Origin of the sequence: Pseudomonas sp. P8_241, from assembly GCF_034008315.1 — a bacterium.
GTDB lineage: Bacteria > Pseudomonadota > Gammaproteobacteria > Pseudomonadales > Pseudomonadaceae > Aquipseudomonas.
Genome location: NZ_CP125377.1, coordinates 343,166 through 366,402 on the forward strand (window position 1 = coordinate 343,166; position 23,237 = coordinate 366,402).

General features: G+C 59.3%; 20 protein-coding genes, 1 tRNA gene and 1 pseudogene. 14 read left to right on the plus strand and 8 right to left on the minus strand.

The annotated features are described in order from the left end of the window. Positions 1-138: 138 nt before the first annotated feature. Positions 139-470, minus strand: a pseudogene (locus QMK58_RS01565) (Rieske 2Fe-2S domain-containing protein); the annotation flags it as partial. A gap of 139 nt (positions 471-609) precedes the next feature. Between QMK58_RS01565 and QMK58_RS01570 the strand changes: the two are divergent. Both QMK58_RS01570 and QMK58_RS01575 read left to right on the plus strand, forming a co-directional pair. Then, entirely contained in the window at positions 610-1,173 is a 564-nt protein-coding gene (locus tag QMK58_RS01570; RefSeq protein WP_320395790.1) for a YbhB/YbcL family Raf kinase inhibitor-like protein, read from the plus strand. Positions 1,174-1,208: 35 nt separating this feature from the next. Beyond that, positions 1,209-1,478, plus strand: coding sequence for a hypothetical protein (locus tag QMK58_RS01575; protein ID WP_256220697.1), 270 nt, complete (start codon positions 1,209-1,211; stop codon positions 1,476-1,478). Between the two features lie 81 nt (positions 1,479-1,559). Here QMK58_RS01575 and QMK58_RS01580 read toward each other — a convergent pair. After that, positions 1,560-1,636, minus strand: a tRNA-Arg gene (locus tag QMK58_RS01580). A 349-nt stretch (positions 1,637-1,985) separates the two neighbouring features. On the opposite strand from QMK58_RS01580, the gene gabD reads away from it, so the two are divergent. The 3 genes from gabD to QMK58_RS01595 all read left to right on the plus strand — a co-directional run bounded on the left by gabD (position 1,986) and on the right by QMK58_RS01595 (position 6,247). After that, positions 1,986-3,428, plus strand: coding sequence for an NADP-dependent succinate-semialdehyde dehydrogenase (gene gabD / locus QMK58_RS01585; protein WP_053160676.1), 1,443 nt, complete (start codon positions 1,986-1,988; stop codon positions 3,426-3,428). Between the two features lie 184 nt (positions 3,429-3,612). Then, positions 3,613-4,890, plus strand: coding sequence for a 4-aminobutyrate--2-oxoglutarate transaminase (gabT, locus tag QMK58_RS01590; RefSeq protein WP_053160677.1), 1,278 nt, complete (start codon positions 3,613-3,615; stop codon positions 4,888-4,890). A 136-nt stretch (positions 4,891-5,026) separates the two neighbouring features. Further along, a complete protein-coding gene (locus QMK58_RS01595; protein WP_053160678.1) occupies positions 5,027-6,247 on the plus strand; it encodes a response regulator in 1,221 nt (406 codons plus the stop codon). 112 nt (positions 6,248-6,359) lie between these two features. Here QMK58_RS01595 and desA read toward each other — a convergent pair whose 3' ends face one another. Beyond that, positions 6,360-7,544: a delta-9 fatty acid desaturase DesA gene (gene desA, locus QMK58_RS01600; protein WP_053160679.1), complete on the minus strand. Its 1,185-nt coding sequence runs from the start codon at positions 7,542-7,544 to the stop codon at positions 6,360-6,362. Positions 7,545-7,691: 147 nt separating this feature from the next. On the opposite strand from desA, the gene dibA reads away from it, so the two are divergent. From dibA to QMK58_RS01630, 6 genes are all read left to right on the plus strand, one after another. Continuing rightward, positions 7,692-9,611, plus strand: coding sequence for a phosphodiesterase DibA (gene dibA, locus QMK58_RS01605; RefSeq protein WP_320395791.1), 1,920 nt, complete (start codon positions 7,692-7,694; stop codon positions 9,609-9,611). Between the two features lie 278 nt (positions 9,612-9,889). Further along, positions 9,890-10,072: a sulfur starvation response protein OscA gene (gene oscA, locus QMK58_RS01610; protein ID WP_016965985.1), complete on the plus strand. Its 183-nt coding sequence runs from the start codon at positions 9,890-9,892 to the stop codon at positions 10,070-10,072. 73 nt (positions 10,073-10,145) lie between these two features. Further along, entirely contained in the window at positions 10,146-11,159 is a 1,014-nt protein-coding gene (locus tag QMK58_RS01615; protein ID WP_053160681.1) for a sulfate ABC transporter substrate-binding protein, read from the plus strand. A 69-nt stretch (positions 11,160-11,228) separates the two neighbouring features. After that, positions 11,229-12,047, plus strand: coding sequence for a sulfate ABC transporter permease subunit CysT (cysT, locus tag QMK58_RS01620; RefSeq protein WP_053160682.1), 819 nt, complete (start codon positions 11,229-11,231; stop codon positions 12,045-12,047). A gap of 13 nt (positions 12,048-12,060) precedes the next feature. Continuing rightward, positions 12,061-12,930 carry a sulfate ABC transporter permease subunit CysW gene (gene cysW / locus QMK58_RS01625; RefSeq protein WP_053160683.1) on the plus strand — a complete coding sequence of 290 codons (870 nt, stop codon included), beginning with the start codon at positions 12,061-12,063 and terminating at the stop codon, positions 12,928-12,930. A gap of 3 nt (positions 12,931-12,933) precedes the next feature. Beyond that, positions 12,934-13,923: a sulfate/molybdate ABC transporter ATP-binding protein gene (locus QMK58_RS01630; protein WP_053160684.1), complete on the plus strand. Its 990-nt coding sequence runs from the start codon at positions 12,934-12,936 to the stop codon at positions 13,921-13,923. Between the two features lie 106 nt (positions 13,924-14,029). Here QMK58_RS01630 and QMK58_RS01635 read toward each other — a convergent pair whose 3' ends face one another. Then, positions 14,030-14,554 (minus strand): DUF962 domain-containing protein, encoded by a 525-nt coding sequence (locus tag QMK58_RS01635; protein WP_053160685.1) that lies wholly within the window; start codon positions 14,552-14,554, stop codon positions 14,030-14,032. Positions 14,555-14,637: 83 nt separating this feature from the next. On the opposite strand from QMK58_RS01635, the gene QMK58_RS01640 reads away from it, so the two are divergent. Further along, positions 14,638-15,324, plus strand: coding sequence for a Crp/Fnr family transcriptional regulator (locus QMK58_RS01640; RefSeq protein WP_053160686.1), 687 nt, complete (start codon positions 14,638-14,640; stop codon positions 15,322-15,324). A 139-nt stretch (positions 15,325-15,463) separates the two neighbouring features. On the opposite strand, the gene QMK58_RS01645 is transcribed toward QMK58_RS01640, so the two are convergent. Then, positions 15,464-16,468: an AraC family transcriptional regulator gene (locus QMK58_RS01645; protein ID WP_053160687.1), complete on the minus strand. Its 1,005-nt coding sequence runs from the start codon at positions 16,466-16,468 to the stop codon at positions 15,464-15,466. Positions 16,469-16,568: 100 nt separating this feature from the next. Here QMK58_RS01645 and QMK58_RS01650 point away from each other — a divergent pair, with 100 nt between their 5' ends. Next, complete coding sequence (locus QMK58_RS01650; protein ID WP_053160688.1) at positions 16,569-17,642, plus strand: fatty acid desaturase; 1,074 nt, start codon at positions 16,569-16,571, stop codon at positions 17,640-17,642. A gap of 117 nt (positions 17,643-17,759) precedes the next feature. Here the strand turns inward: QMK58_RS01650 and QMK58_RS01655 are convergent, their stop codons facing one another. Genes QMK58_RS01655 through QMK58_RS01665 form a run of 3 tightly spaced genes read right to left on the minus strand, consistent with a single transcriptional unit; the run spans position 17,760 to position 21,796 of the window. After that, positions 17,760-19,370: an arylsulfatase gene (locus QMK58_RS01655; RefSeq protein ID WP_053160689.1), complete on the minus strand. Its 1,611-nt coding sequence runs from the start codon at positions 19,368-19,370 to the stop codon at positions 17,760-17,762. Between the two features lie 15 nt (positions 19,371-19,385). Further along, entirely contained in the window at positions 19,386-20,201 is an 816-nt protein-coding gene (locus QMK58_RS01660) for an ABC transporter ATP-binding protein (protein WP_053160690.1), read from the minus strand. After that, the gene (locus QMK58_RS01665) at positions 20,198-21,796 is read right to left on the minus strand and encodes an ABC transporter permease (protein WP_053160691.1); all 1,599 of its coding nucleotides are present in this window, start codon (positions 21,794-21,796) and stop codon (positions 20,198-20,200) included. Before QMK58_RS01665 ends, QMK58_RS01660 begins: the two co-directional genes overlap by 4 nt. Positions 21,797-22,168: 372 nt before the next feature. Between QMK58_RS01665 and QMK58_RS01670 the strand changes: the two genes are divergently transcribed. Beyond that, positions 22,169-23,182 (plus strand): ABC transporter substrate-binding protein, encoded by a 1,014-nt coding sequence (locus tag QMK58_RS01670; RefSeq protein ID WP_320395792.1) that lies wholly within the window; start codon positions 22,169-22,171, stop codon positions 23,180-23,182. The last annotated feature ends 55 nt before the right edge of the window (positions 23,183-23,237 follow it).

The window sequence follows — 23,237 nt, forward strand, 5'->3', positions numbered from 1 at the left end:
CACGCCTCATCCAGCGATAGCGGCTGTTTCATCCTTTCGGCGAGCATCGCCAGCGCCTGGTCCTGCTCACAGGCAATCGCCGCGGTCACCACGCCATCCTTTCCAGGCAGGCCAATGAAGGGCGGGTTGAAGGGGTCGCAACACCGTACGGTCGTAACCAGCGCGCGCTTCCCGATCGATCAGGAAAATCCGGCCTGCGAAGCCTTTCTCCCGCAACGCAGCGGCGCCCGCGGGTGGCTCACAGAGTCCCCCATCCTCGATCCGAAACCGGGCCTTGTGCCACGGACAGGCCAAGCGCCCATCGCAAACTGCGCCTTCGGCCAACGGCGCCCGGCATGCGGACATTCACCCTGATAGGCACGCAATTGGTCACCTGCCCGTAGCAGAAGGATTTTCCTGTCTCCCACCTGTACTTCCAGGCCACGGTTTTCGGGCACATCGGCGAAGTCTGCAACGCGATACAGAGTCATGATCGCTCTCCAAACAAACCTTTCCATTATGAGTTTGGCGCAGATTGCGAGGTTCATCCAAAAGCCACTGCCACGGCGCGAACGGTCCGGCTATAGTTTGCACGCCGACCACGGCCCCACACGCACAAGGTGCTCCGGTATGACCCGATTGACCTCTTTGAACCCTTGGCTCGCGGCCGTGGCAGTCGCCTTTTGCGTGCAATTTCCGGCCAATGCCGCTCAAGAGCGATTCACCCTGAACATACCGGGTGTCTCGGATGACCGTTTGTTCACCTCGGCCGCCGCCAGCGATGCGCCGGGCTGCGGCGGGCATAACGTTTCCCCGGCGCTGAGCTGGAACCCCGGCCCCGCAGGCACCCTTAGCTATGCCATCGTCATGCACGACCCTGACGGTCAGAAAGGCCAGGGCGTCGATCACTGGGTGCATTACGGCATCAAGGCAGGCACTCACCAGATTGCCTCCGGCGTCGGTGCCAAATCAGCGCTTGAAGGCGTGGGCGGCACCAACAGCAAAGGCACCACCGGTTACATCGGCCCTTGCCCGCCAGTCGGCGACAGCGCCCACCACTACATTATCCAGCTCTACGCCCTGGACCTGGCCCCGGACGCCTTGCCTGCCGGCCTGACCCGCGCGCAATTTCTGGAAAAAATCAAAGGCCACGTGCTGAAAAACAGCAGCGTGGTGCGCCGTTACCACCGCTGAAGAATATTCAGAACGATCTGACCCCGCTCGGCGATTTGGCATTGCAGCCCGAAAACGCGCACTATCGGGCCATAGCCGATGCGTTGGAGGATGCCGTGGCAAAAAAAATCGACCGCATCGCCCAAATGCTCAACTGCCCGCAAAAGGGCGAAGAACTGCGGCGAGCCATTACCGAGAGTCGCAAGGATTTTCTGCTGAATCAGCCGGAAGAAGATGTTGTTGAAGACGACGACCTGGAAGAGGAAGTCTTTGAGGACGACGAAGACGATGGTGATTACGACGAGTTTGACTGGACGACAGAATGAAAAAACCGCTTCGGCGGTTTTTTTGTGGGCCACAAAAAAGCCCCAGACCCATCAGGCCTGAGGCTTTCTCGTTGCAGCGTATGGTGCACCAGGCGGGATTCGAACCCACGACCCCTGCCTTCGGAGGGCAGTACTCTATCCAGCTGAGCTACTGGTGCGATGCGGGCGCCATGATACTCATATGCGCTGCGGGCGTCCATGCTGCTGAATCGCCTGCGTTTTTCGATGCTGTCGCAGGCGTTTGCTACGCTGATCAGAAAAATGAGGCTAAAACGACGTTTTCGTTCTTTTTTTCGAACAGCCTATTGTCCTTTACCCCCTTTGATCCTAGGATTCGTTTGAGATTTCAAACGCTCTTGTCTGGGTGCTGAACCGCACGAGTTGAATCAGTGCGCTATTTATGTGCTTCAGCCCGGTGAATGATTTCCCTGACGGCAGCCTATTGAGGCGCCTTTCTACAATCATAATTCGCTCCGTATTGTTACGGTGCTGTTAAGGAAAGCCGACATGCAGCTTAAAGACACCCAGTTGTTCCGCCAGCAAGCCTTCATCGATGGCGCGTGGGTCGATGCGGACAACGGTCAGACGATCAAGGTCAACAACCCTGCAACGGGCGAAATTCTGGGCACCGTACCGAAAATGGGCGCTGCCGAAACCCGCCGTGCAATCGAAGCCGCTGACAAAGCGCTGCCGGCCTGGCGTGCACTGACCGCCAAGGATCGCGCGAACAAGCTGCGTCGCTGGTTCGAACTGATCATCGAGAATCAGGACGACCTGGCTCGCCTGATGACCATGGAACAAGGCAAGCCATTGGCCGAAGCCAAGGGCGAAATCGTCTATGCCGCTTCCTTCATTGAATGGTTCGCCGAAGAAGCCAAGCGCATCTACGGTGACGTGATTCCGGGCCACCAGCCAGACAAGCGCCTGATCGTGATCAAGCAGCCAATCGGCGTGACCGCTGCCATCACCCCGTGGAACTTCCCGGCTGCAATGATCACCCGTAAAGCCGGTCCGGCCCTGGCCGCCGGTTGCACCATGGTGCTCAAGCCTGCTTCGCAAACTCCTTTCTCCGCCTTCGCCCTGGCCGAACTGGCCCAGCGTGCCGGCATCCCGGCTGGCGTGTTCAGCGTGGTTTCCGGCAGCGCCGGCGACATCGGCAGCGAGCTGACCAGCAATCCGATCGTGCGCAAGCTGTCCTTTACCGGTTCGACCGAAATCGGTCGTCAGCTGATGTCGGAATGCGCCAAGGACATCAAGAAAGTGTCCCTGGAACTGGGTGGCAACGCGCCGTTCATCGTGTTCGACGATGCGGATCTGGATAAGGCCGTCGAAGGCGCGATCATTTCCAAATATCGCAACAACGGTCAGACCTGCGTCTGCGCCAACCGCCTGTATATTCAGGATTCGGTCTACGACGCATTCGCCGAGAAGCTGAAAGTGGCTGTGGCCAAACTCAAGATCGGCAACGGTCTGGAAGACGGCACCACCACCGGTCCGCTGATCGATGAAAAAGCTGTGGCCAAGGTGCAAGAGCATATCGCTGACGCCGTCTCCAAAGGCGCCACCGTGCTGTCCGGCGGCAAGTCCATCGAAGGCAACTTCTTCGAGCCGACCATCCTGACCAACGTGCCGAACAATGCGGCGGTGGCCAAGGAAGAAACTTTCGGTCCGCTGGCTCCACTGTTCCGCTTCAAAGACGAAGCCGATGTGATCGCGATGTCCAACGACACCGAATTCGGTCTGGCCTCGTACTTCTATGCCCGCGACCTGGGTCGTGTGTTCCGTGTGGCTGAAGCCCTGGAATACGGCATGGTTGGCGTCAACACCGGGCTGATCTCCAACGAAGTCGCGCCGTTCGGCGGCATCAAGGCTTCGGGCCTGGGCCGTGAAGGCTCCAAGTACGGCATCGAAGATTACCTGGAAATCAAATACCTCTGCCTGGGCATCTAAGCTCGGCAAGGCATTGCTTCAAGCGCAAAGGGCACGAGAGCGCTGACCCTTTGCGCCGCTTCAAACGGAATTTTATCTGCGGCCGGGAACGCTGTGGCAGTCGATCATCGCATGCTGCCGCCGTTGACTCCCCGCCGCATTTTCCTTGAACCACGCCGCCCGATGAGCGGCGAATGAGGACTTTATGAGCAAGACTAACGCTTCTTTGATGGCCCGCCGTACCGCTGCTGTTCCACGTGGTGTTGGCCAGATTCACCCGATCTTCGCCGAGTCCGCCAAGAACGCGACCGTGACCGACGTTGAAGGTCGTGAGTTCATCGACTTCGCCGGCGGTATCGCTGTGCTGAACACTGGCCACGTGCACCCGAAAATCATCGCCGCCGTGACCGAGCAGCTGAACAAGCTGACCCACACCTGCTTCCAGGTGCTGGCTTACGAGCCGTACGTTGAAGTGTGCGAAAAAATCAACGCCAAGGTCCCAGGTGATTTCGAGAAGAAAACCCTGCTGGTCACCACCGGTTCCGAAGCCGTAGAAAACGCCGTGAAAATCGCCCGTGCCGCCACTGGCCGTGCCGGCGTGATCGCGTTCACCGGCGCTTACCACGGTCGCACCATGATGACTCTGGGTCTGACCGGTAAAGTCGTGCCTTACTCGGCCGGCATGGGTCTGATGCCAGGCGGCGTGTTCCGGGCGCTGTACCCGAACGAACTGCACGGTGTGAGCATCGACGATTCGATCGCGTCCATCGAGCGCGTCTTCAAGAACGATGCAGAGCCACGTGACATCGCTGCAATCATCATCGAGCCAGTTCAGGGCGAAGGTGGTTTCTACGTCGCGCCTAAAGAATTCATGAAGCGTCTGCGTGCACTGTGCGACCAGCACGGCATCCTGCTGATCGCCGACGAAGTACAGACGGGCGCTGGCCGTACCGGTACTTTCTTCGCCATGGAACAGATGGGCGTTGCTGCCGACCTGACCACCTTCGCCAAATCCATCGCTGGCGGCTTCCCGCTGGCCGGTGTGTGCGGTAAGGCCGAATACATGGACGCCATCGCTCCAGGCGGCCTGGGCGGCACTTATGCCGGTAGCCCAATCGCTTGCGCCGCGGCCCTGGCCGTGATGGAAGTGTTCGAAGAAGAGCACCTGCTGGACCGCTGCAAGGCTGTCGGCGAGCGTCTGGTGACTGGCCTGAAGGCCATCCAGGCTAAATACCCGGTGATCGGTGAAGTCCGTGCCCTGGGCGCGATGATCGCAGTCGAACTGTTCGAAAACGGCGACAGCCACAAGCCGAACGCTGCCGCTGTGGCATCGGTTGTGGCCAAGGCGCGCGACAAGGGTCTGATCCTGCTGTCCTGCGGCACCTACGGCAACGTTCTGCGTGTGCTGGTACCGCTGACTTCGCCGGACGAGCAGCTGGATAAAGGTCTGGCGATCATTGAAGAGTGCTTCTCTGAGCTCTGATCACCAAGTGTGACCCGGTTCACAAAAAACCCGCTTCGGCGGGTTTTTTTACGCTCCTTGAAACCCCTCATGCGCATTAACACTGTATCGAAGGGCCTGCATTGGCTAAGGTTCCTGCATTGCCAGGGAGAGCTGTATGACAACGGTTATTTTACCCGCCGTTCCACGCGTATTGATTGCCGAGGCTGACCCTTGGTCCCGGGATCTGCTCAAGGAAGTGCTGTTGAGCGTTCGTTGCGATGCACGGCTGGATTTGTGCGGTGACGGTCAGCAAGCCTTGGCACTGTTGGCGGCCAATCCGTATGACCTGGTGATCGCCGACTGGGAGCTGCCGGGTGTCGATGGCCTGAATGTCCTGCGCAGTGTTCGTCAGCGCAAACGCAATCCTCCGTTGCCGTTCATGCTGATGAGTAGTCGCAACGATAGCGCCAGTGTGCGTGAAGCCCTGCCGCTGGCGCCGGCCGCGTACCTGACCAAACCCCTGAATATGGAAAGCCTGACCCATCGGTTGCAGGGGTTACTGCTCAATGCTGGCGAAGAAGTCTCCTGTGAAGTGCCGGCTCTCGCACCGGGGATGACCTTGCCTGTGTTTCTAGAGCGACGCCGTGAGCTGGCTGAAGGTGCGCCTCTGATGACGGACGTGCAGGTAGCGGTGAAGCGCAGCCTCCACCCCGGCGGCCTCGATCTGAAAGTGCTGGAAGACGAAATTCGTACCGATCCGCAGGTCACGGCTGTGTTGATTGCTGCTGCCAATAGTGCGGCCCAGCATCATGGCGCAGCGGTGCAAACCTTGTCCCAGGCGCTACATCGCTTGGGCACCGGGCAAAGCATGAACCTGATCCTCGGGCTGGCGCTCAAGCGAAGCGCACGGCTTAGCGATCCCTGTCTGGCGGACTACGCCGAGCGTTACTGGGAGCTGTCGTTACACACGGCCGAATTTGCGCGGACCCTGGCGCGCTTGCTCGATCTGGATCAGGAGCGCTGCTACTGCGCCGGCATGCTGCACCGTCTTGGCGATCTGGCGTTGCTTCGTTGTTTGCAGGAATGGAAACAGGCCGGTGGTGAGTTGGATGAGCTGGAGGAAGTGGGCGAGTCGCTGACCAGATTCGGCGCGGCCTATGGCTCGGCGCTGCGCACGCGCTGGCGGTTGCCGCTGGAGTTGCGCGAGCTGATTGCAGCGGCCTATCAGCTCGGTGGCGGGGTTTATTCTCGAGAAGCGCTGGTGATGAACATGGCGGCGCAGATGGCGCGTCTGACAGAGCATGAGGGCATTGAGGAACTGGCGAAGAGCCGGACGGCGCGGTTGCTCAAGATCGGTTTGCCGGAACTGATGCGCCTGCGCAAAAGACAGTCCTGAAGCAAACCTCCTGTAGGAGCGGGCTTGCCAGCGAAACAGGCGTGTCAGTCGATACTGATTTCGACTGACACGCCCGTTTCGCGAGCAGGCTCGCTCCTACAGGTTTTTTGGCTCAGGCCGCAGCAGGGCGCAGGGAGTAGGTCTTCAACTGATCGGCGAAGTCGCGCAGGGATTGAATCCCGCTGGCTTCTGCCTCATGGATCCAGTCCTTGATGGCGGCCAGCATGTCGTGACCATTTGAGCTGGTCTTGACCCAGATCTGCTGCAAGGCCAAGCGTTTCTCGTAAATTACCTTTAATGCCTGGCTGTGCTCGAGCATGTTCTGAATGCGCACGTGGTGTTTGTCATCCAGCAAGCTGGTTTCTCGCGAAAGCAGGCGTTTGGCGCGGTGGAACTGGTGGCGGACCGAGTGATCGACCTTCTCCAGTTCTTGCTTGACCAGCGGGCCGATCACCAATTTGCGGTACTGGGCCATGATCTGAAAGCGGTTGTTGAGGATCGCCATCGCGGTGTCCATGTCCAGATTGCCCTTGCCTTCGACACGGTGGGCGATCGGCGCAACCCGCTGAACCTTGGCCAGGCGCAGGAAGCTGAACACTTGAATCCAGGCCCAGCCCAGATCGAATTCCCACTTTTTCACCGACAGTTTTGCCGAGTTAGGGTAGGTGTGATGGTTGTTATGCAGTTCTTCACCGCCGATCAGGATGCCCCACGGCACTAGGTTGGTCGCCGCATCGCGGCATTCGAAGTTGCGATAGCCGATGGCATGGCCCAGGCCATTGACCACGCCAGCGGCCCAGACCGGAATCCACATCATCTGGATGGCCCAGATGGTGATGCCGATGGTGCCGAACAGCAGCAGGTCGATAGCGCCCATAATGGCAATGCCCAGCAGCGGGAAGCGACTGTAGAGGTTGCGCTCGATCCAGTCCTCGGGGCAGTTCTTGCCGTAGATGCGCAGGGTCTCGGGGTTTTCCGCTTCGGCGCGGTACAGCTCGGCGCCTTTGCGCAGTACCGTGGACAAGCCCTTGATGACCGGGCTGTGCGGATCATCGACGGTTTCGCATTTGGCGTGATGCTTGCGGTGGATGGCCGTCCACTCGCGGGTGTTCTGCGCCGTGGTCAGCCACAGCCAGAAACGGAAAAAGTGCTTCAGGCCGGCATTCAACTCAAGCGAGCGATGGGCTGAGTAACGATGCAGATAAACCGTGACGGCAATGATCGTGACGTGGGTCATCAGCAAGGTGACTGCCACCAGCGACCAGGGCGACAAGCCAAGAAAACCTTCGTACCACATAGGCTATAGGGCCCTCGATAAATAAAAAAACAGCCGTTGCATTATCACTAAGCTCACACAGAAAACCAGTCGGCCTTTCAGATAAGAGTGCCTGGATGTGTCTTTAAACTACAATGCCCACCTTTTTGCAGGGACATGGATCGCCTGATGTCTGCTACCTATCGCGATGCCTTGCGGGCAGCGCTGCTTTACCTCTTGTTTTCGGTTGTCTGGCTGGTGATTGGCGACTGGTTATTGAGCAGTTTCTTCGATAGTTCCGACGAGCGACTGCGCTGGCAACTGATCAACGGTTATGTTTTGGTGCTGTTGAGTGCCGGGTTGATCTTTATCGCTCGAGCTCGACTGTTTCACTGTCTGGGGATCGGCGCGAGGTTGCGTGAGCGTAAAGCCGATCGTGAGCGTCTGCGCCAGGCCGCTGCGGTGTTCGATTGCACCTGTGAAGGGGTGCTGGTTACCAACACCGAGGGCCTGATCGTCCACGTGAATCGCGCATTCATGGACATCACCGGTTATCAGCGCGAGGACGTACTCAATAAAAGGCCCAGTCTGTTCAAATCGGGGCGGCATCCGCCCGATTTCTATCAGGCAATGTTTTCCACACTCGACAGCCTCGGGGAGTGGAGCGGGGAAATCTGGAACCGGCGCAAAAGCGGAGAGATTTACCCGCAATGGCAGACGATTCGTTTGATTCACGACGACGACGGTCGCCCCAGCCATTATGTGGCGGTTTTTTCCGACATCAGTGCGATCAAGAAGTCCGAACACGAATTGATGCACCTGGCGCACCACGACCCACTGACCGACTTGCCGAACCGCCTGCTGTTCACCGATCGTGCCGAACAGGCCCTGGCCTCGGCGCAGATCAACAAGCGCGGCTGCGCATTGCTGATGGTCGATCTGGATCATTTCAAGATGATCAACGACAGCCTGGGGCACACCATCGGCGATCAGTTGCTCAAGGCGGTCGCCGAGCGGCTGAGCGCCATGTTTGGGCCAGGGGTCACCCTGGCGCGGCTGGGAGGTGATGAGTTCGCCGTGCTGGCCGAAAGTTGTCCGCAATTGGTGCAGGCCGCCGCATTGGCTCAGCGGATCATCGATGGCCTCAAGGAGCCGTTCTCTATCGACGGTCATCAGCTGTTTATCAACACCAGCATTGGCATCAGTCTGTTCCCCAGCGATGCGCAGGGTGCCGAACAATTGCTGCGCAACGCCGATTCGGCCTTGTTCAAGGCCAAGAACGCCGGTCGCAACGGCTACGCCCTGTACACCGAAGAGCTGACGGCTCACGCCCAGCATCGTGTCGAGATTGCCTTCGAGCTGCGCCGTGCGCTCGACCAGCAAGAGTTGCGGGTGTACTACCAGCCGGTTCACGACCTCAAGACCAGTCGCCTTGTCGGGGTCGAGGCGCTGGTGCGCTGGCAGCACCCGCAGCGGGGGCTGGTGTCTCCAGCTGAATTCATCCCGGTTGCCGAGCGAACCGGATTGATCGCCGAAATCGATGCCTGGGTCATGGGGCAGGCGTGTCGTCAGATGTGTCTGTGGCAGCTGGACGGGGTGGCGTTGTCGTTTGTGGCGGTCAACGTTTCTTCGCGCTTGTTCGCTCGTCGTGAGCTGTATCAGCAGGTGGCGCAGGTGTTGCGCGAAACCGGGCTGGAACCCTCATATCTGGAACTGGAAGTCACTGAAAGCGCCGTGATGGAGGACCCGGAGGTCGCGCTGGAGCAGATGCATCGACTGCGCGAATTGGGTGTGCGCCTGGCCATCGACGATTTCGGTACTGGTTATTCGTCGCTGTTGCGGCTCAAGCGCTTACCGGTGCAAAAGCTGAAAATCGACCAAGGCTTCGTGGCCGGATTGCCATGGGATGAGGATGACGCGGCCATTGCGCGGATCATCATCGCCCTCGCCCAGAGTATGGGCATGCAGGTGCATGCGGAGGGGATCGAGCAGGTCGAGCAGGCAGCTTTCTTGCTCGAACACGATTGCGATCTGGGGCAGGGTTACTGGTTTGGGCGGCCAGTGCCAGCCGTGCAGCTGGATTGGGCTCGGTCTCCCGAGATTCGCTGAGCAATCCCTGTAGGGGCTGGCTTGCCAGCGATAGCGGCCTTGAATGCGAATGCAAGGTTTGATGGCCGCATCGCCGGCAAGCCGCCTTCTACAGGTTTTGGGTATGGCTGAAAGCGGGCGATTGGCCTCAAGCCCTTGTCCCTTCAGTTAATCTCTTCTGGTTATATAAACATTCTTAAATAGTCTTTTTAAGAATATCCGCGCCTCTCTACTATTGGTTTCACGCCGCAAGCAGTGCCGCCACTGCCAGGCAACCTCTCAGTTGAAGGAGCAGCCCCATGAGCGCATCCCTGCGTAGTGTCGACGGTCAAGACGAAGCCACCATCCTGCGTGAAATCCAGAGTGCCCTGCGCGACCTGCGCTTTGGCGCCGTGGAAATCACCGTGCACAACGCCCAGGTGGTGCAGATCGAGCGCAAAGAAAAATTCCGTTTGCAGCAGCCGGGCCACAAACCGGGGTGAGGCAGATCAGGCATCGCGGTTCCAGATATCCATAAAAAAAGCCATCACCAACAGAATTCCAGGAGCTTTCACCATGTCGTCGATTCGCCATTTCGCCTTGGCCGCCCTGGCCAGCGCCCTTTTTGCCGGTTCCGCAGTTGCCAAGGACTACGAACTGCTCAACGTGTCGTATGACCCGACCCGTGAGCTGTATCAGGAGTACAACGCCGAGTTCATCAAGTCCTGGCAGAAGGATCACGCTGGTGACACCGTGAAGATCCAGCAATCGCACGGCGGTTCGGGCAAGCAGGGTCGGGCGGTGATCGACGGCCTGCGCGCCGACGTGGTGACCCTGGCCTTGGCGGGTGACATCGACGAAATCGCCAAACTCGGTAAAACGTTGCCGGCGGATTGGCAGAAACGCTTGCCCGAAGCGAGCACGCCGTACACCTCGACCATCGTCTTCCTGGTGCGCAAGGGCAATCCTAAAGGCATCAAGGACTGGGGGGATCTGGTCAAGAATGATGTGTCGGTGATCACGCCAAACCCGAAAACCTCCGGCGGTGCTCGCTGGAACTTCCTCGCGGCATGGGCCTACGGCCTGAAAGCCAATGGTGGTGACGAAGCCAAGGCCAAGGCGTATGTGCAAACTCTGTTCAAACACGTGCCAGTGCTGGACACCGGCGCGCGCGGTTCGACCATCACCTTCGTCAACAACGGTCAGGGTGACGTGTTGCTGGCCTGGGAAAACGAAGCGTTCCTGGCTTTGAAAGAGGATGGCGGTGCCGACAAATTCGACATCGTCGTGCCTTCGCTGTCGATCCTCGCCGAGCCGCCAGTGGCATTGGTGGACAAAAACGCCGAGAAAAAAGGCAACACCGAGATCGCCGAGGCGTACCTCAAACACCTGTACAGCCCGGCCGGCCAGGAAATCGCGGCGAAAAACTTCTATCGTCCACGCGACAAGGATGTCGCTGCCAAGTACGCCCAGCAGTTCCCGAAACTGGAGCTGGTGAGCATCGACAAAGACTTCGGCGGGTGGAAAACCGCGCAGCCGAAATTCTTTAATGACGGTGGCGTATTCGACCAGATCTATCAGGCACAGTAATCTTAAATAGCCATCAACGAGCCTCGAATTTCGATTCGAGGCTTTGTGCGTTCTCAACCAAGGACTTTTATGTCGCGTCGTATCTCCCCCGTCATACCCGGCTTCGGGCTGACGCTGGGCTACACCTTGGTGTACCTCAGCCTGATTGTGCTCATACCACTGGCGGCGATGTTCGTGCATGCCGCTCAACTCACCTGGGATCAGTTCTGGGCAATCATTTCGGCACCACGGGTGCTGGCAGCATTGAAACTGAGCTTCGGCACCGCGCTCTATGCCGCGATCATCAACGGCATCATCGGAACACTGCTGGCCTGGGTATTAGTGCGCTATACCTTCCCTGGACGAAAAGTTATCGATGCAATGATCGACTTGCCGTTCGCATTGCCCACGGCGGTGGCCGGTATTGCACTGACGGCGTTGTATACCCCTACCGGCCTGGTCGGTCAGTTTGCAGCGGATCTGGGTTTCAAGATCGCCTACACCCCTCTGGGCATCACCCTTGCCCTCACTTTCGTGACACTTCCATTCGTGGTACGTACCGTACAGCCAGTATTGGCCGATATTCCTCGTGAAGTGGAAGAAGCGGCGGCGTGCCTGGGTGCGAAGCCGTTGCAGGTTTTCCGCCATATCCTGGTTCCGGCGCTGCTTCCGGCGTGGCTGACAGGGTTCGCCCTGGCCTTTGCCCGCGGGGTCGGCGAGTACGGTTCGGTGATTTTCATCGCCGGCAATATGCCGATGAAAACCGAGATCCTGCCGCTGCTGATCATGGTCAAACTCGACCAATACGATTACACCGGCGCTACCTCCATTGGTGTACTGATGCTGGTGGTTTCCTTCATTCTGCTGCTGCTGATCAACTTGCTGCAGCGTCGCATCGAAACCCCATAAGGAGGCGGCACCCATGTCCCAATCGTCTATTGCTGCCGCTTCCTCGAACGCTGCCCGTCGTGGCAGTGCGACGTCGCGGCGAATCCTGATCGGTCTTGGCTGGCTGATTTTTGCGCTTTTCCTGTTGCTGCCCCTGTTCATCGTGGTGTCCCAAGGCTTGAAGCTCGGCCTCGGTGCGTTCTTCTCCGCGATTTTTGAGCCGGACGCGCTGTCGGCACTGAAACTCACGGTGATTGCCGTGCTGATTTCGGTGCCGCTGAACCTGGTGTTCGGTGTCAGCGCTGCGTGGTGCGTGAGCAAGTACTCGTTCCGCGGCAAGAGCATGCTGGTAACACTGATCGACTTGCCGTTCTCGGTGTCACCGGTGATTGCCGGTCTGGTCTACGTGCTGATGTTCGGCGCACAGGGTTTATTCGGCCCCTGGTTGCAGGACCACGACATCCAGATCGTCTTCGCTTTGCCGGGCATCGTGTTGGCGACGATCTTCGTCACCGTACCGTTCGTGGCGCGGGAGCTGATCCCGCTGATGCAGGAACAAGGCACCCAGGAAGAGGAGGCCGCACGCTTGCTCGGCGCCAATGGCTGGCAGATGTTCTGGCACGTCACCGTCCCCAACATCAAATGGGGCCTGATCTACGGCGTGGTGCTGTGTACCGCGCGGGCGATGGGTGAGTTCGGTGCAGTGTCGGTGGTTTCCGGGCACATTCGCGGGGTGACCAACACCTTGCCGCTGCACGTCGAGATCCTCTACAACGAATACAACCACGTGGCCGCGTTCGCCGTGGCGAGCCTGTTGCTGATCCTGGCGCTCTTCATCCTGCTGCTCAAGCAGTGGAGCGAAAACCGTATTAACCGCCTGCGCGCCAGCGCCGCGGAGGAATAATTCATGTCGATCGAAGTGCGTAACGTCAGCAAGAATTTCAACGCGTTCAAGGCGCTGGACAACATCAGTCTGGACATTCAGAGCGGCGAGCTTGTCGCGTTGCTCGGTCCGTCGGGCTGCGGCAAAACCACGCTGCTGCGGATCATCGCCGGCCTGGAGACTCCAGACCAGGGCAACATCGTGTTCCACGGCGAAGACGTCTCCGGCCACGACGTGCGTGATCGCAACGTCGGTTTCGTGTTCCAGCACTACGCCCTGTTCCGCCACATGACGGTGTTCGACAACGTCGCGTTCGGCCTGCGCATGAAACCGAAAAACCAGCGCCCGAGCGAAAGCCAGATCGCCACCAAAGTCCACGAGCTGTTGAACATGGTGCAGTTGGACTGGCTGTCGGACCGCTACCCGGAACAACTCTCCGGTGGTCAGCGTCAGCGGATTGCCCTGGCCCGTGCTTTGGCCGTAGAGCCAAAAGTGCTGTTGCTCGACGAGCCGTTTGGCGCCCTCGACGCCAAGGTCCGCAAAGAGCTGCGCCGCTGGTTGGCGCGCTTGCACGAGGACATCAACCTGACGTCGGTGTTTGTGACCCACGACCAGGAAGAAGCCATGGAAGTGGCCGACCGCATCGTGGTGATGAACAAGGGTGTGATCGAGCAGATCGGTTCACCGGGCGACGTCTACGAAAATCCGGCGAGCGATTTCGTTTACCACTTCCTCGGCGACTCCAATCGCCTGCACCTGGGGGGCGATAATCACGTGCTGTTCCGTCCGCATGAAGTGTCGTTGTCACGGCATGAACTAGAGGATCACCACGCGGCCGAAGTGCGCGATATTCGTCCGCTGGGCGCGACGACGCGGGTGACGCTGAAGGTCGAAGGGCAGAATGACCTGATCGAAGCCGAAGTGGTCAAGGATCACGACAGCCTGGTGGGTTTGGCGAAGGGCGAGACATTGTTCTTCAAGCCGAAGGTCTGGCAGAAAGTCGCCAACATCTGACTCTGGTCGAAGGAAACCCTGTAGGAGCTGGCTTGCCAGCGATCAATGACAACGCGGTGTGTTAGATGCACCGCTATCGCCGGCAAGCCGGCTCCTACAGATCCGTTCAGGCCGCCGTTTTTTTGCGATTGACCCGAACACCGCCTGCCCGCGCCTCGATCTGCTCTTTGAGCTCATGCCGCATCCCCAGCATGAACGCCAGCTCCGCCACCACGAACAACGGCCCGACAATCAACCCGGTCACGTCATCGACAAATGCCGGTTTGCGCCCTTCGTAGTGATGGCCGACAAACTGGATCGCCCAACCGATGACGAACATCGCCACGCCGCTGCTCAACCAGACCAGCGTGCTTTGCTGTGCCAGCAAATGACCTGCCCACACGGACAGCCCGAGCAACACCGTCATCAGCACCCCAAGACGCAACTCCAGACGCAGGTAAAACCACGCTGACGCCAACGACACGAGCACGGCTGGCGAAATCCACACGCCACCCAGTGACCACTCCGGCCGGGACAACAACACCGCGACAGCCACCACGATCAGCGGGATGCCGATAAAGTGCGAGGCGATGTTGCGCGGGTCACGGTGGTAGGCGGCGTATTGACTGAGGTGGTCGACGAGGTTTTTCATTATTGTTCTCCTGTAGGGTGACTGATCATGCCCCGTGGCCACTTCCCGCTCTGTCAGCCAGGCGACAATCTCTAGGAGTTTTCATGGATATGCAGGTCTGGCGTCCACGCCTGATGAGCGGTCAGTGGTTCAGCCATTTGCCTGACTCCCTACAGGATAGTCTGCTGTCGGTGGCCAGGCTTCGGCGCTTGTCACCGGGCCAGCGGCTGTTCAAACGCGGCGATCCACCCTGCGGCCTGTACGCGGTGCTGGAAGGCGCAGTGCGCGTGGGTGCCGTGAGCGAGCAGGGCAAAGAGGCGTTGCTGAGCCTGGTGGAGCCGCCGCACTGGTTCGGCGAAATCTGCCTGTTCGACGGTCAGCCCCGCACCCACGATGCGTACGGCGTGGGCCAGTGCACGCTGCTGCACATCCCCCAAAACACGTTGCTGGCGCTGCTTGATGAGCATCCGCAGCACTGGCGCCAACTGGCGTTGCTGATGAGCCAGAAATTGCGCATGACCTTCATCAACCTCGAACAACTGAGCCTGTTGCCGGCCCCGGCACGGCTGGCGCACCGCTTGCTGATGATCGCCGAAGGCTATGGCGAGACCGCCCCACCGCGCCGCGTCCTGCAACTGCCCCAGGAGCAGCTTGCCGCCATGTTGTCGCTGTCACGCCAGACCACCAATCAGATCCTCAAGGAGTTGCAGGGCCAGGGGATCATCGGGCTGAGTTACGGTGAAATCGAAATCCTCGATGCCGAGCGATTGCGGGTGTTGGCCACAATCTGAAATTCGACACATATCCCTTGAAGGAGCGAGCCTGCTCGCGATGACGGTGTGTCAGTCTCCAGGTATATAGACTGACAGTCCGCTATCGCGAGCAGGCTCGCTCTTACAGTTGATCTGGGTGAATCATCATCCGGATCAATCAGCGCAACCCATCCCGAAACTGACCCGGTGTCATCCCCGTCCAACGCTTGAATGCGCGGCTGAAACTGCTGGTGTCGGCAAACCCGAGCAGATAACTGATCTCGCTCAGCGATACCTGCGGGTCGCGCAGGTGCAGCAGCGCGAGGTTTTCGCGGCTTTCGTTGAGCAACGTATCGAATCGGCATCCTTCGTCGGCGAGGTGCCGTTGCAGGCTGCGCAGGCTCAGGTGCAGGGCTTTGGCGATGTGTTCGGCGCTGGGCTCGCCTTCGGGCAGTTGTTCTTCAATGGCGTCGCGGACCTTGCGTTCCCACGTCAGCGGCTTGAGTTGCGCCAGAGTGCGCTTGAGTACGGTTTCGTTGTGCTCGGCCAGTTCGGGATTTGCGTCATCGAGGTGGCTTTCGAAGTCGGCGAAGGCGAATTCCAGTCGATCTTCGTCGGCGCCGAAATGCACCGGAGATCGGAAAACCTTGTGCCATTGTTGGGCGTCTGGCGGCTCCGGGCGGCGCAGATACGTCGCCAGTGGCGCGTAGTCACGCCCGAGGCGATTGCGGCAAGTGCGCACGTAAATCGCCATGAACGCATCGATGGCTTCGAAGGCCGGAGGCGGATTGCCGACCGGTATTTTCAAGCTGAAATGGTAGCAATCCTCGGCACGGGTCAGCTCCAGCTCCAGGGCATCGCTGACCACCTGGTGATAGCGCACGATCCGCTCGAACACCTCCCGCAGGCTGCCGCTGGCTACCAGCGCATAACCCAACGCATGAAAGGTGGTGGGGCTGACAAAGCGGGAAACGCGCAATCCAATCGCCGGATCGCCGCTGACCTGCACTGCCAACTCCCACAGGCGCGTGGTACCGGACAACGGGTAACGTGCGTTCGGGTCGTCCATCAACTGCGGGTCGAGCCCTGATTGCCGGCACAGGCTGGTGCTGTCGAGGCCAAGCGCGTCGAGTTGCTTGCGCAAGGCACGGGTCCAGCTGGCGAGGGAGGTCGGTTCAGTCATGCTGATTGGCGCTTCCGGTCAACAGGTTGGCGTTCTCGGCTACCGCGTTGCGAGGCTTCGCAAGGCAGGATGCAACCATCAATAACCAGAGGATGGAAGCATGGACGGTACTTCTGCAAGTCCCCAGCGACTGAATGCAGCCCAACGATCAGCACATATTCGCGAAGTGGTGCTGGCCAGAGGCGTCGAACTGCGCCAGCGTTACCCGATTCTCAAGCATCAGGACGCGCTCGGCGCGGGCATTCTGGCCTTCGCGCTGACCGGCATGATCGGTTCGGCGGCGCTCTACATCACCGGGCACATGGCCTGGTGGGCGTGCCTGTTGCTGAACGCGTTTTTTGCGTCGTTGACCCATGAACTGGAGCACGACCTGATTCACAGTATGTACTTTCGCAAACAGAAAGTGCCGCACAACCTGATGATGGGGCTGGTGTGGCTGGCGCGCCCGAGCACGATCAATCCTTGGGTTCGCCGTCATCTGCACCTTAATCACCACAAGGTTTCCGGCACGGAAACCGACATGGAAGAGCGGGCGATCACCAACGGCGAGCCTTGGGGAATCGCCCGTTTGTTGATGGTCGGCGACAACATGATGTCGTCGTTCATCCGCATGCTTCGCGCAAAAACATGGGCGCAAAAGTACAGCATCATCTACCGCACGTTGAAGGTCTACGCGCCGCTGGCGCTGGTGCATTGGGGCGCGTGGTACGTTTTTCTCGGCTTCCACGCCGCGAACGGCATCGCGCATCTGATGGGCGCGCCAATCGAATGGTCGGCGACCACGCTGTCAGTCATGCAGGTGATCGACATCGCGGCAGTGGTGATCATCGGCCCGAACGTGTTGCGCACGTTCTGCCTGCACTTCATCAGCTCGAACATGCACTACTACGGTGATATCGAGTCGGGCAACGTGATGCAGCAGTGCCAAGTGCTTAATGCCCCATGGCTGTGGCCGTTGCAGGCGTTCTGCTTCAACTTCGGCAGCAGCCATGGTATCCATCACTTTGTGGTGAAGGAGCCGTTCTACATCCGCCAGATGACGGTGCCGGTGGCGCACAAGGTGATGCGCGAAATGGGTGTGCGATTTAATGATTTCGGGACGTTTGCGCGGGCCAACCGGTTTGAGCGCAAGGAAGAAGTACAGGGGCAGACTGTGGAGAGTGCGCGCGCTTGATGGCCTCATCGCTGGCAAGCCAGCTCCTACAGGGTTTATCGGTGTGAATGCGATCGTCGTATCACATCAATCACTGTAGGAGTTGGCTTGCCGGCGATGGCGGTAGATCAGGCTGAATCAATCCGGCTGAAACGGCGACTCGCTCAGGATCACTCCGGTCTCATCCACGTACTGCTGCCAATGCCCGATCAAGGCATTGAGCTTTTCCGGCTGACTCGATGCCAGGTCATGAATTTCCCCCGGATCACTGCCCAGGTCATACAACTGCCAGGTCGCCGGTCCTACTGGCCCTGGAATGTAAACTGCCTTCCACTGCCCCTGGCGAATCGCCCTCCGTCCGAACAACTCCCATCCCGTCACGGTGTGCTCGTCATGCACTTGCGCGGTCTCGCCCGACAGGAACCCCAGCCACGATTTACCGCGAACCTCCGCCACGGGTTTGCCATGCCATTGCTTGCCCGGATGGCGCACGCCGGCAAGATCCAGAATGGTCGGCGTGATGTCCATTACCGTGCCAAACCCATGGCTGATCTGGCCTTTGAGCGGCAACTGCGGATAGTGCACCAGCGCCGGTACGCGAATCCCGCCTTCGGTGGTGAACGCCTTGAACAGCCGCGATGGTGCGGTTGCCACCTGCGCCCAGTTCGGGCCATACCAGACGTAGGAATTGGCGCGGCCGATGTTGTCCAGGCTGTTGTCGTAATGCTGGTTGAGATAGGTCAGTAATTGCGGGCCGAATTTCGGGAAAGCCTCCAGCAATGCCCCTTCAGCACCGTTATCGGACATGAACAGAATGAAGGTGTTGTCCAGTTGTCCTTGCTGGCGCAAGTAATCGACGACGCGCCCGATATTCCAGTCCATGCGCTCGACCATTGCGGCGTAAACCTCCATGGCCCGCGCAGAAATCTGCCGTTGCTCATCGCTCAGGGCATCCCATTGTGCAGTCAACTGGATCAACGGATGCGGCTCGACATCGGCCTCGATCAGCCCTAGTTGCTTGAGCTTTTCCAAGCGCTCCAGTCGCAGTACTTCAGGGCCAGCGTCATAACGCCCGCGGTATTTTTCCACCACATCAGCCGGCGCCTGCAATGGCCAGTGCGGTGCGGAAAATGGCAGGTAGGCGAAGAACGGCCGAGTCTGATCGCGCTCCTTGAGGTATTGCAGCAGCTTGTCGCCGAAGGCGTCGGAGGAATAGAAATCCTTTGGCAGTTCATCGATGAATTGGTCGTCTTCGATGTACAGCGCCGGGGTGGATTTGAGTAGTCTCGGCGTCGTTTCATCGTAGGTCGGCTCGAAGCCGTAATGGTTGGCGGCGCCGGGCAGCAGTGAAAAAGAGCGCTCGAAACCCCGGGCGTGGGGTGCCAGTTCTGCGGTCAGGCCCAAGTGCCATTTACCGCTCATCAGGGTCTGGTAACCGGCCTCGCGCAACAGCTCGGGCAGGGCAACGACGCGGTCGTTCAGGTGCCCTTCGTAGCCCGGTTTGCCGATCAGGTCCGGGGTCAGCGCTTCGGCCATGGTGCCGATGCCAGCGATGTGATGATCGGTGCCGGTCAGCAGCATCGAACGGGTCGGCGAGCAGGTTGGCGCGGTGTGAAAATCTGTCAAACGCAGGCCGTTATTGGCCAGGGCATCGAGGTTCGGTGTGTTGATCTCACCGCCGAATGCACCGAGATCGGAAAAGCCCAGGTCATCGGCCAGAATCACCAGAAAGTTGGGACGTTGTGGCATCAAAAATTTCCTTTTTCAGTAGGCAATGAAAGACAGCGGCAGATCGCGGATCTGCACCGGGATGGGCGGTTGGTAGTGATCGTCGCTGGTGAGTTCGTGCAGCAGTTCTTCGCGCAGTTGATGGAAGTCGAAACTGCTGCGCTGACGCGGATGGGGCAGGGCGATGTCGACCACTTGCTTGATCCGGCCCGGACGCGGCTCCATCACCACCACGCGGTCGGCCAGGAAAATCGCTTCCTCGACATCGTGGGTCACCAGGATGGTGGTGATTTTTGCCCGTGTGCGGATCGCCAGCAGTTCGTCCTGCATCTGCTGGCGAGTGAGGGCGTCGAGAGCGCCGAATGGCTCATCGAGCAGCAGAATCCGGGGGCTGGCCACCAGGCCGCGAGCAATCGCCACGCGTTGCGCCATGCCGCCGGAGAGCTGGTGCGGATAGGCGCGGGTGAAGTCGCTCAGGCCCACCAGTTCGATGAAGTCATCGATGCGCTTTTTCTTTTGCGCGGCGCTCAACGGTTCGTTGACCAGGCCCAGGCCGATGTTGTCGGCCACGCTCAGCCACGGAAACAACCGGTGCTCCTGAAAGACGATGCCGCGTTCGCCGCCGATGCCGCTGACGGCTTTTCCGTCCACGGTGATCTGCCCGCGAAACTGCGTATCGAGGCCCACCAACAGCCGCAGCAAAGTGGATTTGCCGCAACCGCTGGAGCCGACGATGGCGACAAACTCGCCCTCGGCAATGTCCAGGTTGAATTCGCGAATGGCCTCAAGTGTGAAGCCGTCGACGTCGAAGGTTTTGCCCACGTGATTGAAGCTGACAATCGGTGCGTTCATGCGTGTCTCCAGCGGGTGACGCGGATTTCCAGGCGTTGGCCAATGAGGTTGAGCAGGGCGCCGGTAAGGCCTACCAGCAACATGCCGGCCATGATCAGGTCCATGCGCAGCAGTTGTTGGGCGCCGATCATCTGGCTGCCGATGCCGCCGTTGGACGGCATGAAATATTCGGCGCCGATCGTGCCGAGCCAGGCGTAGATCAGGCTCAGCCTGAGCCCTGCGAAAATCCCCGGCGCGGCGCCTGGCAATACCAGTCGGCGCAGGCGTTGGCGCAGGTTCAGGCGCAGCACCTGAGCGGCTTCGTTGAGTTGGGGTGAGAGGTTGGCGACGCTGCGTTGAGTGGCGATAAACAGCGGGAAAAAAGCGGCGAGGGCGACGAACACCCACTTGGCCAATTCGCCAAGACCGAACCACGCGGTGAGTAACGGCACCCAGGCGAAAATCGCAATCTGGCGAATGGCGGCGAGGGTCGGGCCAAGCACACGCTCACTGGTGCGCGACAGTCCCAGCAGCAGTCCAAAGGCAAAGCCGAGCCCGCCACCGAGCAGCAACCCGCCAAGAGTCCGACCCAGACTGAGGGCCATGCCACCTATCAGCGTGCCGTCGAGTAGACCGTTCCAGGTGGTTTGCAGGACCGCCAGCGGGCTGACCAGAATATTTGCATCAACCCACTGCCGATCCGAGGTCAATTGCCACAATGCCAACAGCACCAGCGGCAGCAGCCACGGTTGCAAGCGTTGCCAGCCTTGATAACGCGGACCGCGACGGATCTCGGCAGTGGCTGGGTGCGGCCAGTGCACCAGTTTCCTGTCCAGCAGACCGATGCCGCGGTCCATCGCCACGCCGATCACACCGATCACTACGATGCACACGAAGACGATGTCGAGCATGAATAGCTGTCGCGCCCAGACCATCAGGTAGCCGATGCCTTCACTGGAGGCGAGCAGTTCCACGGCGAGCAACGACGTCCAGCCCGCCGCCAACGCAAGTCGCACACCGGCCATGAATGCCGGCAGGGCCGCAGGCAGTACCAGTCGCCGGATCAGCAGTCGCGACGGCAAGCGCAACACGGCGGCGGCTTCGCGCAGTTTCGGTTGCGCATCCCGCACACCGACCAGCGTGTGCAAGGTCACCGGCACCACGATGGCCTTGATCAGCACCACCAGTTTCAGTACTTCGCCGATGCCGAAAAACACCATGAACAATGGAATCCACGCCAGGGTCGGGACTTGCGCCAACCCGGCGAAAGTCGGGAACACCAAGCGCTCCAATCGAGGGCTGAAACCCAGCGCCGCACCCAATGCAGCACCTGCGCTGATTCCGGCCAGGAGCCCCAAGAACAGGCGTTGCAGGCTGATCCCCAAATGGCTCAATAACTCACCTTGCGATAACTCGACCGCGCTGCTCCAGACCAGTGACGGCGCGGGCAGGATCTGCTCGCTCATCCAATGATTGCGGCTGGCGAGCCACCAGAGGGCGAAAAGGGCAGTGGGCAACAACCACGGCAGCAAACGTTGGCCCAGGCTTGGCCAGCGTTGCCTGTTCGCAAGTGACGGCGCGGCCAGCGGCAGGCTGAGAAGGGAAACACGGGCCATGGGTGACCTCCGTTGTCGGGTGAAGATCAAAAGATCGCAGCCTTCGGCAGCTCCTACAGCTATCGACACCCCTCTGTGGGAGCTGCCGAAGGCTGCGATCTTGGAGATTTCGAATTGCTCGGTGGTTATATAAAAAATAAAATCAATGCTATTTGGAGATAAGCGAATCCATTTAAAGCCTGCCGTTACACTCGCATCCAATGCCTTCGATGAATATTTTCGATGCTGTTTTTGCATGCGAGCGTCAGAGCCCCGCAGCGGTTGATTTAGATCGAAAAGATATAAAAATGTGAATTTATAGTATTTAAGTGCTGATGAAGAATCAGCCTAGTTTCAGCTCCTCAACGCCCGTTGCCCCAAGGAGCTACACCCATGAACTTTCCTTTCAAGCGCGTCATCAGCGTCTTCGCCGCACCGGCCCTGGCGGGTTTACTGGCCTTCACCGCCAGCGCCGAAGAGCTCAAGGAAATCCGCATCGCCGTGCCGGACCTCAGCGCCGGCACCCAGCACAGTGGCGGCGGGGTAGTGGACGTTTTGCGTGATCAACAGATCTTCGAAAAAGCCTTCGCCGAACAGGGCATCAAGATTCAGTGGAGCTTCTTCAAGGGTGCGGGACCGGTGATCAACGAGGCGTTTGCCAACGATCAGGTCGATCTGGCGTACCTCGGTGATCTGGCGGCCATCATCGGCAAGTCCAATGGTCTGGACACGCGTTTGCTCAGTGCGACTGCGCGGGACGTGAAGCACTATCTGGGCGTGGTGCCGGGATCAGGGATCAAGACCTTGCAGGACCTCAAGGGCAAACGTGTGGCGATTTTTCGCGGCACCGCCAGCCAGTTGTCGTTTGATGCGGCGCTGGCCAGCCAGGGCTTGAGCGAGAGGGATGTAAAAGTCATTAACCTGGATTTCAACGCGGCCGTCGCGGCGCTTGCAGCGAAACAGATCGACGCATCCTGGAGTGGTTCGGGCCTGACGGCGCTGCAAGCCAAAGGCCTGGCGGAACTGCCATTGAACACCAAGGATCTTGGTGGCGCCGGTAGCGTGCAGGCAGTGCTGGTCGGCACCGGGGCATTTGTCGATGCGCATCCGCAAGTGGTGGCAAAATTGCTCAAGGCCCAACAGCAAGCCGTGGAGTGGTTGACCCAGGACGGCAACAAGGATGCCTACATTCAACTGGTGTCGGGATTGGCGAGTTATCCACCGATCATTCTTTCCCAGGACTTGAAGGATCAGAAACTGAGCGAGGTGTTCCAGTCGACGCTTGATCCGGTGTTCCTTGGCAAGTTGCAGGATGCGGTGGACATGGCTTCGCAGCAGAAGTTGATTCGCAAGCCGTTCAAGGTGAGCGATTGGGTGGCGCCGGAGTTGGCTGCTGCCAAGCTCTGAATCTTAAAAGATCGCAGCCATCGGCAGCTCCTACATCGATTAGTGTAGGAGCTGC